Source organism: Pediococcus sp. AC40 (assembly GCF_030252485.1).
GTDB classification, from domain to species: domain Bacteria; phylum Bacillota; class Bacilli; order Lactobacillales; family Lactobacillaceae; genus Pediococcus; species Pediococcus acidilactici.
This window is the reverse complement of record NZ_CP127012.1, coordinates 1,174,126-1,188,152: the sequence shown is the minus strand read 5'-3', so window position 1 is coordinate 1,188,152 and position 14,027 is coordinate 1,174,126. Positions and strand designations below refer to the sequence as shown.

At 43.0% G+C, this 14,027-nt stretch carries 13 protein-coding genes; 10 read left to right on the top strand and 3 right to left on the bottom strand.

Annotated features, from left to right (window positions below; translation table 11 throughout):
- Positions 1-22: 22 nt before the first annotated feature.
- From NL111_RS05695 to NL111_RS05685, 3 genes are all read left to right on the top strand, one after another.
- On the top strand, positions 23-2,254 hold the full coding sequence (locus tag NL111_RS05695; RefSeq protein ID WP_002830361.1) for a RelA/SpoT family protein: 2,232 nt from the start codon (positions 23-25) through the stop codon (positions 2,252-2,254).
- Between the two features lie 9 nt (positions 2,255-2,263).
- Complete coding sequence (dtd, locus tag NL111_RS05690; RefSeq protein ID WP_075140048.1) at positions 2,264-2,713, top strand: D-aminoacyl-tRNA deacylase; 450 nt, start codon at positions 2,264-2,266, stop codon at positions 2,711-2,713.
- A gap of 90 nt (positions 2,714-2,803) precedes the next feature.
- Positions 2,804-3,427, top strand: coding sequence for an HAD-IA family hydrolase (locus NL111_RS05685; protein WP_002830353.1), 624 nt, complete (start codon positions 2,804-2,806; stop codon positions 3,425-3,427).
- On the opposite strand, the gene NL111_RS05680 is transcribed toward NL111_RS05685, so the two are convergent.
- The gene (locus tag NL111_RS05680) at positions 3,412-4,281 is read right to left on the bottom strand and encodes an N-acetylmuramoyl-L-alanine amidase family protein (RefSeq protein WP_002830352.1); all 870 of its coding nucleotides are present in this window, start codon (positions 4,279-4,281) and stop codon (positions 3,412-3,414) included. The two genes, NL111_RS05685 and NL111_RS05680, sit on opposite strands and share 16 nt — an antisense overlap.
- A gap of 413 nt (positions 4,282-4,694) precedes the next feature.
- Between NL111_RS05680 and hisS the strand changes: the two genes are divergently transcribed.
- The 6 genes from hisS to NL111_RS05650 all read left to right on the top strand — a co-directional run bounded on the left by hisS (position 4,695) and on the right by NL111_RS05650 (position 12,187).
- Positions 4,695-5,969: a histidine--tRNA ligase gene (gene hisS / locus NL111_RS05675; protein ID WP_119178953.1), complete on the top strand. Its 1,275-nt coding sequence runs from the start codon at positions 4,695-4,697 to the stop codon at positions 5,967-5,969.
- 15 nt (positions 5,970-5,984) lie between these two features.
- Positions 5,985-7,766 carry an aspartate--tRNA ligase gene (aspS, locus tag NL111_RS05670; protein WP_002830349.1) on the top strand — a complete coding sequence of 594 codons (1,782 nt, stop codon included), beginning with the start codon at positions 5,985-5,987 and terminating at the stop codon, positions 7,764-7,766.
- Positions 7,767-8,047: 281 nt separating this feature from the next.
- Positions 8,048-8,926: a YitT family protein gene (locus NL111_RS05665; protein ID WP_002830347.1), complete on the top strand. Its 879-nt coding sequence runs from the start codon at positions 8,048-8,050 to the stop codon at positions 8,924-8,926.
- 12 nt (positions 8,927-8,938) lie between these two features.
- Entirely contained in the window at positions 8,939-10,096 is a 1,158-nt protein-coding gene (locus tag NL111_RS05660) for a CDP-glycerol glycerophosphotransferase family protein (protein ID WP_270515196.1), read from the top strand.
- Entirely contained in the window at positions 10,089-11,294 is a 1,206-nt protein-coding gene (locus NL111_RS05655; RefSeq protein ID WP_002831904.1) for a CDP-glycerol glycerophosphotransferase family protein, read from the top strand. The genes NL111_RS05660 and NL111_RS05655 overlap by 8 nt, the downstream gene beginning before the upstream one ends.
- Positions 11,295-11,296: 2 nt before the next feature.
- The gene (locus NL111_RS05650) at positions 11,297-12,187 is read left to right on the top strand and encodes a deoxyribonuclease IV (RefSeq protein WP_270515194.1); all 891 of its coding nucleotides are present in this window, start codon (positions 11,297-11,299) and stop codon (positions 12,185-12,187) included.
- A 217-nt stretch (positions 12,188-12,404) separates the two neighbouring features.
- Here the strand turns inward: NL111_RS05650 and NL111_RS05645 are convergent, their stop codons facing one another.
- Together NL111_RS05645 and NL111_RS05640 are read right to left on the bottom strand one after the other, a co-directional pair.
- Positions 12,405-12,809 (bottom strand): hypothetical protein, encoded by a 405-nt coding sequence (locus NL111_RS05645; protein WP_270515192.1) that lies wholly within the window; start codon positions 12,807-12,809, stop codon positions 12,405-12,407.
- Positions 12,810-12,831: 22 nt separating this feature from the next.
- Entirely contained in the window at positions 12,832-13,641 is an 810-nt protein-coding gene (locus NL111_RS05640; protein ID WP_002830341.1) for a pyruvate, water dikinase regulatory protein, read from the bottom strand.
- Positions 13,642-13,840: 199 nt separating this feature from the next.
- Here NL111_RS05640 and rpsU point away from each other — a divergent pair, with 199 nt between their 5' ends.
- Positions 13,841-14,026 (top strand): 30S ribosomal protein S21, encoded by a 186-nt coding sequence (gene rpsU, locus NL111_RS05635; protein ID WP_002830340.1) that lies wholly within the window; start codon positions 13,841-13,843, stop codon positions 14,024-14,026.
- The last annotated feature ends 1 nt before the right edge of the window (position 14,027 follow it).

Below are 14,027 nucleotides of genomic sequence, written 5' to 3'. Positions count from 1 at the left end.
TTTGAGGTTGGTGGTGATGTTAATGTCCAAAGAACCAGTATTATCGGCCAATGACGTAATGAACATGTGCCGAGAATATATGAATGAAGAGCACACGGCGTTTGTGCAAAAGGCCTGTGACTTTGCTTCCTATGTTCATAAGGAGCAGTATCGGCAATCGGGAGAACCGTATATTATGCACCCGATTCAAGTTGCCGGGATTTTAGCCAATTTAAAGATGGATCCGGAGACGGTTGCGTCTGGTTTTTTACACGATACAGTAGAAGATACGTTGATTACACTAGGTGACGTTGAGGAACTATTTGGTCACGACGTGGCGGTCATTGTTGACGGCGTTTCTAAAATCAGCAAGATTAAGTATAAGTCCAACCAAGAACAGCTTGCCGAAAATCACCGGAAGCTTCTTTTAGCGATGTCACAAGATATTCGGGTAATCATTGTTAAATTGGCTGATCGCTTGCATAATATGCGGACGTTGCGCCATTTGCGTCCGGACAAGCAACGGCGGATTTCAAACGAAACGTTGGAAATATACGCGCCACTAGCCGAACGGTTAGGAATTAGCACCATCAAATGGGAGCTAGAAGACATTGCCTTACGTTATTTGAATCCCCAACAATATTATCGGATTGTCCACTTAATGAATTCGCGGCGGGCTCAACGAGAAGAATATATTAATTCGGCAATTGGTGAGTTAGAAGACGCGATTGCTGACCTTCACTTGAAACACGTGGATATCTATGGTCGGCCGAAACACATCTATTCAATTTATCGGAAAATGGTTGACCAACATAAACAGTTTAGCCAGATTTATGATCTGTTGGCGGTGCGGGTAATCACGGATACGGTGCGGGACTGTTATGCAGTTTTAGGCGCAATCCATGCTAAATGGAAACCAATTCCAGGGCGTTTTAAAGATTACATTGCCATGCCTAAGGCCAACATGTACCAATCGTTGCATACGACCGTGGTAGGACCTGAAGGGCGCCCGCTGGAGTTCCAAATCCGGACGGAAGCCATGCATCGGGTGGCCGAATACGGGGTTGCTGCACACTGGGCGTATAAGGAAGGCATCACGGACGAAGTCAACCAAAATGCTACCGACGCTAAGTTAAATTGGTTTAAGGAAATTGTTGAATTACAGGACGAAAGCAATGACGCAGCGGACTTCATGGAAGGTGTTAAGGGTGACTTATTTGGTGACCGCGTTTACGTATTTACTCCCAAAGGCGACGTTTTTGAACTGCCTAAGGGAGCGGGTCCGCTTGATTTAGCCTACACCATCCATACCGAAGTCGGTAATCATGCCACCGGTGCGAAAGTTAATGGCAAAATTGTTCCGCTAGACTACACGATTAAAAACGGTGACATCGTTGAAATTTTAACTTCAAAAAATTCAGCAGGCCCAAGTCGGGACTGGTTGACAATGGTTTCAACCCGGCGGAGTCGTAACAAAATCAAACAATTCTTCCGCCAGGCTAATCATGAAGAAAATGTTGAAAAGGGTCGTGAAATTTTAACTAAGCAGTTAGAACAAACTGGTTACGATCCTAGCGAACTTCTGGAAGATGAAAATCTCGCTCAGGTTGCTAAACAATTGAATTTCAACCAAGTGGATGACTTGTTGGCTGCCGTCGGGTTCGGTGATTTGGCCCCCGTGGGGATTGCTAACCGACTAACTAAAGACATTCGTGAACAGGCTGAAGCTGATCACCAAAAAGAAATTCAACGGCAAATGCTTGAAAATCATCAGGCAATTTCCACTGACGACCATCGTCCGAAGAGTAAAACCAAGGCATCTTCGGAAGGGGTAGTTATTGAGGGCGCGGATAATCTACTGGTGCGCTTGAGTCATTGTTGTACGCCAGTTCCTGGCGACCCAATTGTTGGGTACATTACTAAAGGGCGGGGCGTTTCGGTTCACCGAAAAGATTGTCCGAACGTTAAGAGTGCCGAAGAACAGGGTGAACGAATTATCGAAGTTAGTTGGGAAGACCCCGACGATACTTCGGGAAACTATTCCGCTGATTTGGAAGTACAAGGATACAACCGGAACGGTTTATTAAATGACGTATTGAAATCGGTCAACAACGCGACGCGTAATCTATCATCAATTAACGGAAAAATTAACCATAACCGAATCGTGGTAATTAGCCTATCGATGGGAGTGCATAATCTGGCCCATCTAGAACGGGTGATGGAAAGTTTGAAAAACGTTAAGGACGTTTACGTAGTTAAACGCCCGACCCATTAGGAGTGAAAAATGAGAGTAGTAGTTCAAAGAGTAAGCCGGGCTCAGGTATCGATTGCCGAGCGCTCGGTAGGAAAAATTAATCGAGGCTTAATGCTGTTAGTGGCTTTTAACGATCAGGACACCGCCGCTGACCTTGATTATGCCGTGCGTAAAATTACTAACTTGCGGATTTTTGAAAATGAGGAAGGAAAGATGGACTGGTCGATCAACGAAGTTGGGGGAGCCATTCTGTCAGTTTCCCAGTTCACCTTATTTGCATCGACGAAGAAGGGTAACCGTCCTAGTTTTACCAAGTCTGGAAATCCTGAAACCGCTAGTCAGCTTTATGATGAATTTAACCAACGCCTCGCCCAAACTGGAATTCCGGTACAAACTGGAGAATTTGGCGCGGATATGCAAGTTGAGTTGGTTAATGATGGTCCGGTGACCATTCTTTTAGATACGCAAAATAAAGAATAATAAAGTAAAAGAGGCTGTGAAAATGGGGTGCACTGACAAGTAAACCCGATTTTTGCAACCTCTTTTTAAGTATAATAAAGGAGTAATAAAATGGATATTTTTTACGATTTTGACGGGACCTTATTTAATACCTATCCGGTAATGGTGGCCGCGTTTGTGGATGCTGCTCAGCAAGCAGGAGTAACGGTAAATCCTCAACTAGTCTACGAACAAATGCGACAACATTCTTTAGGATTTGCGATTAAAACGACGGCCAAAGCTAACGGTCTTGACGCTAACCAATTTAAACGGGTGTTTCGTGAAATCGAAACACCACGATTAATTGAAGCCCAGCCATTTTTCGACGTCAAAGAATTGTTGGCTCAGATCACTGCCCAAGGCGGACACAATTTCTTATTGACCCACCGTAACCAAGCTGCAATTGATTTACTACAAAAATACGGGTTGCGGGATTACTTTACCGACTTTGTGACGGGAGATCAAGATTTTCCGCGGAAGCCCAATCCGGCCTCTTTAAATTATTTAATCACCAAACATCACGTTAATCAAAAAGCAGCGTACATGATTGGCGATCGAAATTTAGATATCGATGCCGCACATCACGCTGCTATTAAAGGAATTTTATTTGATCCAGACCAACTGATTGATGTAACTAGTGCCCCAGAATTTACGACCACTAATTTTGCTGCCATTAGGGACTACTTAGCTAAGTAGTTTTCTAGCCCTTTGCGGACGGCAGTAGCAACCTTTTGAGGGTAGCTGGCACTTGAAATCAGTTTAAAGTCGTCCCTAGTGTTGATGTAGCCCCCCTCAATCAAAATGGCTGGACGGCGGTTATCCCGCAATACTTGGTAATTAGCAAATTTAACTCCGCGATTGTATAAAGGAACTGATTTAATCAACTGGTGGTTAACCGCTTCGGCTAATTGAATTGAACCATTATCATGATAATAATAGGTTGTGTCACCAGTTCCCGAATTGTTTACGTCAGCCGAATCGTAATGAATGCTAATAAATGCATCCGCCTTAACTTGGTTGGCAATTTGGGGACGTTTAGCTAGTTCCACGAAGGCATCGTCATCGCGAGTCATAATAACCTTTGCTCCAGCATTTTTTAAGGTTTGTTGGATGGTTTGCGAGGTCCGCAACGTATATTTTTTTTCTTGATGCTTTTGATTAATGGCTAACGCTCCCGAGTCAACTCCGCCATGTCCAGGGTCCAGGACAATTTTGGATTCGGCTAACGGAGTTTCTTTTTGCCCCTTTTTAAAGGTTCGGTTAGTAATCCAGGAAGGGATCCAACCGGTTTTCGTATCATCAAAACGAATCCGGTACCAGTCGTTGCTTTTGGAAACTACGGTCACCTTTTGGTATTGATCTAAGGAACCGACTTTTTTAGCCGTGCGATTAGGCGAGTTCCGAATGGCCACTTGATCGAGTCCTACGTACACGCTCTCGGCGCTGAATAGGGGGACAATCACTAAAATTGCGGCAATGAGGAAGCCAGCCGATATAATGATTTGCAAGGTATTTCTTTTAATGAAGTTAAAAATAATCTCTTTGTTCATATTCCGCTCACTTAACATTTATTGATTCACTCTGTCCATTATATCAAAGATATGACGGAGGTTTATGAAAGAATCTAGCTTGACTAACTAGCATTTTTTTAGTACTTTTAATAATAAAGTTAATATAAATCGGTGAAAAGGACTATTAAATATTGATTACATGTTGTAGAGAGCTCGGGGGATGGAAAAGAGTACATGGATCGTATTGAAGACACCTTGGAGATGGGTTAGCAGCCGTTATGATGCTATAGAGTACAATCTAAGGTGGTACCGCGTTTAAACGCCCTTGTTTATACAAGGGCGTTTTTTATTTTCTGTTGGTCCCTTAAGACTCTAAGCATTTTTCATAATAGTATTTTAAATTCGCCCAAATTCCTTATTTACTGACTTAAAAACTAGTTGAGGTGATTTATATGAAGTATCAAAAGCCTAAGGGAACGGCGGATATTTTGCCGCCATACTCTAAAGAATGGCAATTTGTAGAACAAAAAGCGCGGGAAACTTTTGCGCTTTATAATTATGAAGAAATACGGACACCGATGTTTGAAAAATTCGAAGTCTTTTCGCGGAGTGCGGGAGATACTTCGGATATTGTCACTAAAGAAATGTATGACTTCGATGACAAGGGCGGCCGGCACATTGCTTTGCGTCCCGAAGGTACCGCTGGGGTAGTCCGGGCTTTCGTGGAAAACAAGTTGTATGGTCCTGAACACCAAAAACCAGTGAAGGTTTACTACATGGGGCCAATGTTCCGTTATGAACGTCCCCAATCCGGACGGTTACGTGAATTCCACCAAATCGGGGTCGAAGCCTTTGGAAGTGACAGTCCTAAAATTGACGTAGACACCATTACCATGGCAATGGACTTCCTTAACCAATTAAAGGTTGCAGGACTGAAATTGGTAATTAACACCCTTGGTGACCAAGCAAGTCGGCAGCAATATCGGCAAGCCTTAATTGATTATTTGGAACCGCACTACGATGAACTTAGCGATGATTCAAAAGAACGGCTACATAAGAATCCGCTACGGGTTTTAGATAGTAAGGATGCCACCGATCAGGAAATCGTTAAGGATGCGCCAAGTATTTTAGATTACCTAACCGAAGATGCTCAAAAGCACTTTGCCCAAGTGAAGGAACAACTTGATGCTTTGGAAATTCCTTACGTAGTGGATTCGTCAATGGTGCGTGGCTTGGATTACTATAACCACACCATCTTTGAAATTATGGTTGCTGATTCTGCCCTTGGAAAAGGCGACGTTACCATCTGCGCGGGTGGTCGTTACAACGGATTAGTACAGGAATTAGGCGGCCCCGAAGTTTCTGGAGTTGGCTTTGGCTTAGGTGTAGAGCGGCTCTTGTTACTATTAAACGAACAAACTCAAGCAGCCTTACAAGCTAGCCGGCTAGATTTCTACGTGGTTGGCATTGGGGAAGCTGTACAAACTGAGACCCTTAAGATCGTTCATGAATTACGTAAAATGAACTTTGTTACCGAACAAGATTACTTGGAACGAAAACCAAAGGCGCAATTTAAATCAGCCGATAAACTTAATGCCCGTTACGTAATTACGGTGGGCGAAGCTGAAATGCAAGCGCACGTCTTCAAGTTAAAAGAAATGGCTACGGGGACGGAAAAGACCTTATCACTGGATGAACTAAAAGATATAAAAAATGATTTAAAGTAACGTGAGGAGAAAAAGATGAAGAGAACAACGTATGCGGGACTAGTTGATCAACAATACCTTGATCAAACCGTTACCCTGAAGGGATGGGTACAAAAGAGACGTAACTTAGGACAATTAATCTTTATTGATTTGCGAGATCGGGAAGGAATTGTTCAATTAGTTTTTAGTAACGAATTTTCAGCGGACGCATTGGCCGTTGCTGACCAATTGCGTAGTGAATACGTAATTGAAGTTACCGGGGTGGTTAAACAACGCAAGCCCAAGGACGTTAACCCGAAGATGAAGACGGGGGAAATTGAAGTTGAAGTTCACGAAGCCAAAATCTTGAACAAAGCTAAAACTCCACCGTTTGATATTGAAGACGGGGTGAACGCATCTGACGAATTGAAGATGAAGTACCGTTATCTAGATTTACGCCGTCCAGAAATGTTGAAGGGCCTCAAAATTCGGAATCGGATCACTCAAGCGGTACACAGCTACCTAGATGAACAAGGTTTCCTAGATATTGAAACGCCTGACTTAACTAAGTCGACTCCAGAAGGGGCCCGTGATTATCTAGTGCCATCACGGGTTTACCCAGGACACTTTTATGCATTGCCACAGTCACCACAACTTTTCAAACAATTATTGATGGGAGCAGGAATTGACCGTTACTACCAGTTGGCACGTTGTTTCCGTGATGAAGATTTACGTGGGGATCGTCAACCTGAATTTACTCAAATCGACTTAGAAACTAGTTTCTTGACCGCGGAAGAAATTCAAGACATTACCGAAGGATTAATTGCCCGGGTAATGAAAGACACCTTGGATATTGACGTTAAATTGCCATTTGATCGAATTTCATGGCAAGAATCGATGGATCGCTTCGGTACTGACCAACCCGACGTACGGTTTGGAATGGAATTAAAGGACATCAGTGAAATTGTTGCTGATTCTGAATTTAAAGTGTTTAGCGGAGCAGTTGCAAACGGCGGAGTGGTAAAGGCAATCGCCGTTCCTGATGGGGCTGCTAAACTTTCCCGAAAGGAAATCGACAAGCTTGCTAAGTATGTAGAACGCTTCGGGGCCAAAGGCTTGGCTTGGTTGAAGATTACTGACCAAGGCTTTAGCGGACCAGTAGCGAAGTTCTTTGATGAAGCTACCGAAAAACAAATCATGGCTAAGACAGACGCTAAAGTGGGCGACTTATTGTTGTTTGCGGCGGACCGCAAGAAAGTTGTCGCGGATACTTTGGGTTATTTGCGGGTAGAACTTGCTAAACGCTTCGACCTCATCGATGAAGACCAATTCGCCTTCCTGTGGGTTGTAGATTGGCCACTGTTTGAATATGATGAAGGTGACGAACGTTGGGTTGCGGCGCACCACCCGTTCACCATGCCTAATGAAGAAGATTTACATTACCTAGATGAGGGCGAAGATCCGCATAAAGCACATGCGCAAAGCTACGACATCATCTTAAATGGTTTGGAACTAGGGGGCGGCTCCATCCGGATTAACACCCGGGAAGTTCAAGAAAAAATGTTGAAGGCCCTTGGATTTACGCTAGAAAAAGCTAACGACCAGTTCGGCTATTTGCTAACGGCGCTAGACTACGGTTTCCCACCACACGGCGGACTCGCTATTGGATTAGACCGGTTTGCTCGCTTGCTAGCTAAACGGGATAATATTCGTGACGTGATCGCCTTTCCAAAGAACTCCAAGGCTTCAGAGCCAATGACCGAAGCCCCAACTCCGGTATCGGAAGAACAGTTGGCGGAACTATCTTTGGACGTTGATATTCGTAAACCTGAAAAATAACTTTAAAAAGGTCGGGAAGACTTTTGTTGGAATGAAAATATCTAACTAGGTTAGACAATTTACTTAGTTGCTAGGATGTTTTCATAATTGCAAAGGTTTTTCCGCCTTTTTTATTTTTAAATCGGACTAATAAAATCATTAATGAGTCGGTATTTAATGATAAAGGGGAAGTTATTTTAAAAATCTCCAATAACCGCTTGAAAACCTTCATTTTGACTGCGGTAAAATGTTATATTAAATGTTGAATTTAAATAAAATATGAAAGTGATTGATATAGGGAAATGGGTCATCAGATAAATAAAATTGTTAAACGACATCAGTACGTTGCACGAATTTCTACGGCGTTTATATACGCAGTGTTAGTTTCGATTGCGATGAATTTATTTTGGACACCGGGACACATCTATGCTTCTGGAGTTACGGGAGCGGCACAGGTGGCTGCTACGGTCTTAAAACGATTTTTTTCGATGGACGTTTCGGTCGCTATCTTACTTTTTGCGTTAAACGTCCCGTTATTTGTATTAGCTTGGAAGGCAATTAGTCCGCGGTTTACTATTTTTACCATTATCTCGGTTGGATTAGCCAGTATCATGATTAAGTGGATTCACCCGGTCACGTTAACTACCGATCCGATTATCTGTGCCCTCTTTGGTGGGGCAGTTAACGGTTACGGAACCGGATTAGCCCTTAAAAGCGGGATTTCAACTGGTGGATTAGATATTTTAGGGATCACGATTCTTCGTAAAACGGGGCACAGCATTGGAAGCATCAACATCGCCTTTAACATTTTGATTGTTACGGCCGCTGGTTTCCTATACGGTTGGCCCTACGCATTTTACTCAGCAATTGGGTTGATCGTTAACGCAAAAGTGATGGACATGACCTACACGCGGCAACAAAAAATGCAGGTGATGATTATTACAGATCGGCCTAAGAGCGTGATTGATAGTATCCAAAATAATATGCGCCGGGGGATTACCATTATCCATGGTGCAGAAGGTGCGTATAACCACAAAGAAAAAACGGTTCTTTTCACGATTGTTTCGCGGTATGAGATGCCGGAATTAGAAGCAGCGATGGAAGTTTCCGATCCGCACGCTTTTGTAAGTATTACGGACACAATTAAAATTCTAGGTCACTTTTACGAGCCGACCTTATAAGGGGTTATTTTCTTGAAGAAGTTATATTTGCTGCTAGTTCGGCTAGTTGATTGGTTTTTGCGACGACGTCCCACGCACTTTAAAATTGCGTATTTTATGAGTTTTACGGGGAACGCCAAGTTTATTAAACAATTAACCAGCCATTTTGGTACTGACGCGGTGCTGCTGGTTTATGAACCGGCTGTAAAAGCGGAGGTCCAACGCTTAAAAAGCGCGGGAGTGGTGCGCCACACGCTTGAGTTCCGCAAATTTCAAATGACCAGTTTTGTTAGGGGAATCCGGGCTGCCCGGGTTGCCCTATTTGATAATTACTATCCTGAATTAAGTGCGATTGCTAAATTGAAGGAACAATTTTTTATCCAAATCTGGCACGCTAATGGGGCAATTAAGGCTTTTGGCTGGGAAGACCCCAGCACCTATCATCGGTCAGTAGCCGACCAGCAACGATTTCAACAGGTTTATAATAGCTTTGACGAAATTGTGGTGGGGTCAGCTAAAATGGCAGAAGTCTTTGAACAAAGCTGGAAAGTTAGCTCAGCTAAACTTGCTCAAATTGGATACCCGCGTTCCGACCAATATTTTAATGAAGCCTGGGTACAAAAGGCCCGGGCCAAAGTTTTTCGGGATTATCCGCAGTTTAAAAAACAACGGGTGCTTTTATATGCGCCAACGTACCGCAAAGACGTTACGTTTGAGCTCCCCAAGGATTGGTCCCATTTGCAAGTTCCCGAAGATGCCGTTTTAGTGGTGCGGCTGCATCCGCACTTAAGCGAACTGGAACAGCAGCTGGTGGCGAATTCTCCAGATCGGGTGGTGCTAGTTGACCATCACGTTACCACCCAAGAGTTATTGTGTGTAGCGGATACGCTGATTACCGACTATTCTTCGATCGCATTTGACTTTAGCTTGTTAAATAACGCCAATGCGGTGATTTTCTTTACATACGATCTTGCACAATTTGAACAAACAGTTGGCATTCAAGCCAGCTTCAAACAGATGTTTTTCGACGAGCTAGTTGAGAACGTAGCCGAGCTCAACGTTGCTTTGCAAAGCCGCTATTCTAGCAAGAATAGTTTGCAAAAAATAAATCAACAGTGGAACGAGCTAAATGATGGCCATGCGGGAACCCGACTAATTCAGCAGATTGAAGGGATTTTGACGAATGCGTAAGCTCAAACAAGTACTTAAAATTATAATTCGATACGGTTTAATACTGGTTAATGATGCGTTGATCCAGTTGCCGGTTCATAAGGGCCGCGTTTTATTTGAAAGTTTTAATGGTAAGGGGCTGACGGATAATCCTAAGGCCATTTATGATGAATTACTTAAGGAGTTTCCGGAAAATCGTTCCCAGTTAGTTTGGGGCGTTAAGGGTGAATTTTACCAAGCAATGACTACTCGATTTCCGGAAGCTAAAATCGTTAAACGCTGGTCGTTAACTTGGATTTGGACTTCTGCAACCGCTGAATATTGGATTTTTAATTCGCGGATGCCAACCTGGTGGAAAAAGAACCGTCGGACCACCTACGTGCAGACTTGGCATGGAACCCCATTAAAGCACCTTGCTTTAGATATGGATCAGGTTAAGTTTCCCGGAAATAGTCGGGAACGTTACCTAGCAGAATTTGTTAAGGAGGCGGATCGTTGGAACTATTTAGTCGCAGCCAACCAATATTCAGCAGATATTTTTGAACGCGCATTTAGTTTTCATCACCAGTTTTTAAAAACTGGTTATCCGCGTAACGACGTTCTTTTTCAAAAGAATAACGTTGCTGCAATTGCCAAATTAAAGCAAAAAATTATTGGCAAGCCGGACTGCCGGGTGGTTACCTATGCGCCAACTTGGCGGGAAGATGATTTTATTAAGGTGGGGCATTATCATTTTCGTTGGCATTTTGATTTAGGTGAGATGCTGCGCGTTTTGCCTGACGACGTGGTGCTATTGATTCGTCCGCACTACTTAGTCACGGATCGGATTGATATTTCGGGCTACGAAGACCGGGTGGTGGTGGATTCCACTAACGACATGAACGAAATTTATTTGGTTACCGACTTATTAATTACCGACTATTCTTCAGTTATGTTTGATTTCGCCAATTTACGTCGACCAATGTTGTTTTTTGCCTACGACCTTGATTACTACCGGGATGATCTGCGTGGCTTTTACTTTGACTACTATCACGAACTACCGGGCCCCATTGCCACTACTGCGGCAGATCTGCTCCGGGAAGTTCATCAGTTAGCGCAGAATGATTTTGCTATTTTAGATCAGTCGCGGTTTAACCAATTTGCTAAACGCTTTGTGCAATGGGAGCAGGGGGACGCTGCTCAACAAATTATTAAAAAAATTCACTACGGGAGGGATTAATCTTGATTATTGGATCACACGTCAGCATGAGTGGTAAAAAAATGTTTCTGGGTTCCGTGGAAACCAGCATTGCTAACGGCGCCAACGCCTTGATGATTTATACCGGGGCTCCTCAGAATACCCGGCGTAAGCCAATTACAGAATTAAAAATTGAGGAAGGCCGAGCACTTTTTAAACAACATAACTTTCAGGCAACGGTTATTCACGCGCCATATATCGTTAACCTGGGAAATACGTTAAAACCCGCGAATTTTAAATTTGCGGTTAACTTTTTACAAGAAGAAGTGCAACGAGCAGATGCGTTGGGAGCTAGTCAATTGGTACTCCATCCAGGCGCCCACGTAGGTGCGGGAGCAGACGCGGCAATTTCTTCAATTATTGAAGGGCTCAATCAGATCATCACGCCGGAACAGCAAGTTCAAATTGCGCTTGAAACGATGGCTGGAAAAGGTACTGAAGTAGCCACGAACTTTGAACAAATTCGTCAAATCATTGACGGGGTAACCCATAACGATAAACTTTCAGTTTGTTTTGACACTTGTCACACTAACGATGCGGGCTACGACGTGAAGAATCATTTCGACGATGTGCTGGCTGAATTCGATCAGGTGATCGGTTTAGACCGGATCGGGGTAATTCACCTAAACGACTCGAAAAATGGATTAGGGAGCCATAAGGACCGGCACGCCAACCTTGGATTTGGGACAATTGGTTTTGAAGCTTTATATCGCATTGCTCATGATGAACGCTTGGCGAAGATACCCAAGATTTTGGAAACTCCGCAGGTTAAGGATGCGGATGGCAAGAAGCATGCTCCTTACCGCCTTGAAATTCAAATGCTTAAATCAGGGGACTTTGATCCGGATTTATTAACGAAGGTCCTGCAAGAATAGTGATTGTTTAGGTGTTAAGCGTAGACTAGAACGGTGCATTGTAAAACACGCGTCAGAGAAAAGTCGAATAGTTGGTGAACGTTAACTAAAAATCGCTCATTATGCCAAACTTAGGCATAATAAGCGATTTTTAGTTAAGCAGAATAAATTGAGTTTTGGCTTCATTAAAAACGATGCACCAAAATGATTTTTTGCCTCTTTTTGCTGATTGTGAAAATTAACGTAAATGCGCTAATTTTTGATACTGCTGGCTACTTAAGTGCCAGGCTCCAGAATGAACCACGGGAAGATTTTTAACCGTAATGGTGTGGTTCCGGTAGATAAAAGCGTCAATTTTGGCCGACGGATTAATTTGAACGATTTTAAAATGACGGAGCAACTGGCCATTCTGAGGCTTTTTTGGGTGAACTCTCCGTGCTGACCCCAAATCGCCAAGGAGGTTAGATAAGTAACTAATTTTTTGATGATTAGTGATGGTGGCGATTTTACTTTGGTGTGCGTTATAAACTTGGGCATAGTCTTGCTTAGCGGCAGAGCTAGGACGATGCGTGAGGTGCCATCCTAAAGTAATGCTTCCAATTAACACTACCGCAAATCCTAAGAACACTAATGTTTTTTTCATATTAATCTCTTCTTAAATGAGGTTACGCGAGGCTTTCCATAATAATTGTCGCGGTTTCTTCGATTGATTTATTAGCCGTATTAATTACTAAGCAGCCGATTTTTTTAAATAGGTCGTCCGCAAATTGGAGTTCTTTATTAATGCTGTCCATATCTGCGTATGAAGAATCGGGGTTCAAACCGTATGAAATCATGCGTTGCCGGCGGATCCCGTTGAGAACTTCCTTGGTGGTGGTTAAACCAAAAATTTTATCGCGGTCAACCTGCCAAATTTCTTCAGGAATTTGGGTTTTAGGCACCAATGGCAGATTAGCTACTTTATACCCCTTATTAGCAAGGTAGAGTGATAACGGCGTCTTGGAAGTCCGTGAAACCCCTAGTAGAACGATGTCAGCTTTTAAGAAACCAGCGGGATCTTTACCATCATCGTAGGTTACCGCAAATTCCATTGCTGAGATCTTATCGAAATAGTTTTCATTAAGGGAGTGACGTCTTCCTGGAGTATTGGAAGAAGTTAGGCCGGTCTCCTCGGCAAAAAGCTGGATGGCGGGGGTCAGAACGTCAAAATATTTTAAATTTTTTTCTTGGCAAAAAGTTTTAGTGCGTTGGTTAAGCTTTGGATCAACAAATGTAGAAAAAATCATTGCCTTTTCCCGTTCAGCTTTTTTTAAAATGCTATCTAGTAAAGAAATGGTCTGGGTGAAGGGGTAGCGTGAAAAACGCAAGTGGGCATCTAAAAATTGGGCAGCGGCGGCGCGGGCTACTTGATCACCAGTATCTCCGACGGAATCGGAAATGATAAAAACGTTAGTAATTTGTTTGTTTTCTGTCATAATTAATTCGCTCCTGTTATCCTTTTATATGATAGTAACATAACTTTAAAAGGCAAGAAAACGGTTTCGATAAACAAATCGTTATGCAACTAGTTAATTATTTGTTGTTGACGGTATGGTTTAGTTCAGTTATAATGTTTAAGAAACATGAGTACTAAGTACGAATTGTTATTTCAAAGCTCGGAGGGAGGGAATCACATTGTCAAAAACAGTTGTTCGCAAAAACGAGTCACTTGATGACGCTCTTCGTCGCTTTAAACGTACGGTGTCAAAGTCTGGTACTCTACAAGAATATCGTAAACGTGAATTTTACGAAAAACCTAGCGTAAAACGCAAGTTGAAATCGGAAGCTGCAAGAAAGCGCAAGAACAAGAAACGCTTCTAAT

Coding starts and splice junctions, on each gene's coding strand:
- NL111_RS05680 (WP_002830352.1), bottom strand. CDS start 4,281: ATGAACAAAGAGATTATTTTTAACTTCATTAAAAGAAATACCTTGCAA.
- aspS (WP_002830349.1), top strand. CDS start 5,985: ATGAAGAGAACAACGTATGCGGGACTAGTTGATCAACAATACCTTGAT.
- NL111_RS05640 (WP_002830341.1), bottom strand. CDS start 13,641: ATGACAGAAAACAAACAAATTACTAACGTTTTTATCATTTCCGATTCC.
- NL111_RS05695 (WP_002830361.1), top strand. CDS start 23: ATGTCCAAAGAACCAGTATTATCGGCCAATGACGTAATGAACATGTGC.
- NL111_RS05665 (WP_002830347.1), top strand. CDS start 8,048: ATGGGTCATCAGATAAATAAAATTGTTAAACGACATCAGTACGTTGCA.
- NL111_RS05655 (WP_002831904.1), top strand. CDS start 10,089: ATGCGTAAGCTCAAACAAGTACTTAAAATTATAATTCGATACGGTTTA.
- NL111_RS05645 (WP_270515192.1), bottom strand. CDS start 12,809: ATGAAAAAAACATTAGTGTTCTTAGGATTTGCGGTAGTGTTAATTGGA.
- NL111_RS05685 (WP_002830353.1), top strand. CDS start 2,804: ATGGATATTTTTTACGATTTTGACGGGACCTTATTTAATACCTATCCG.
- dtd (WP_075140048.1), top strand. CDS start 2,264: ATGAGAGTAGTAGTTCAAAGAGTAAGCCGGGCTCAGGTATCGATTGCC.
- hisS (WP_119178953.1), top strand. CDS start 4,695: ATGAAGTATCAAAAGCCTAAGGGAACGGCGGATATTTTGCCGCCATAC.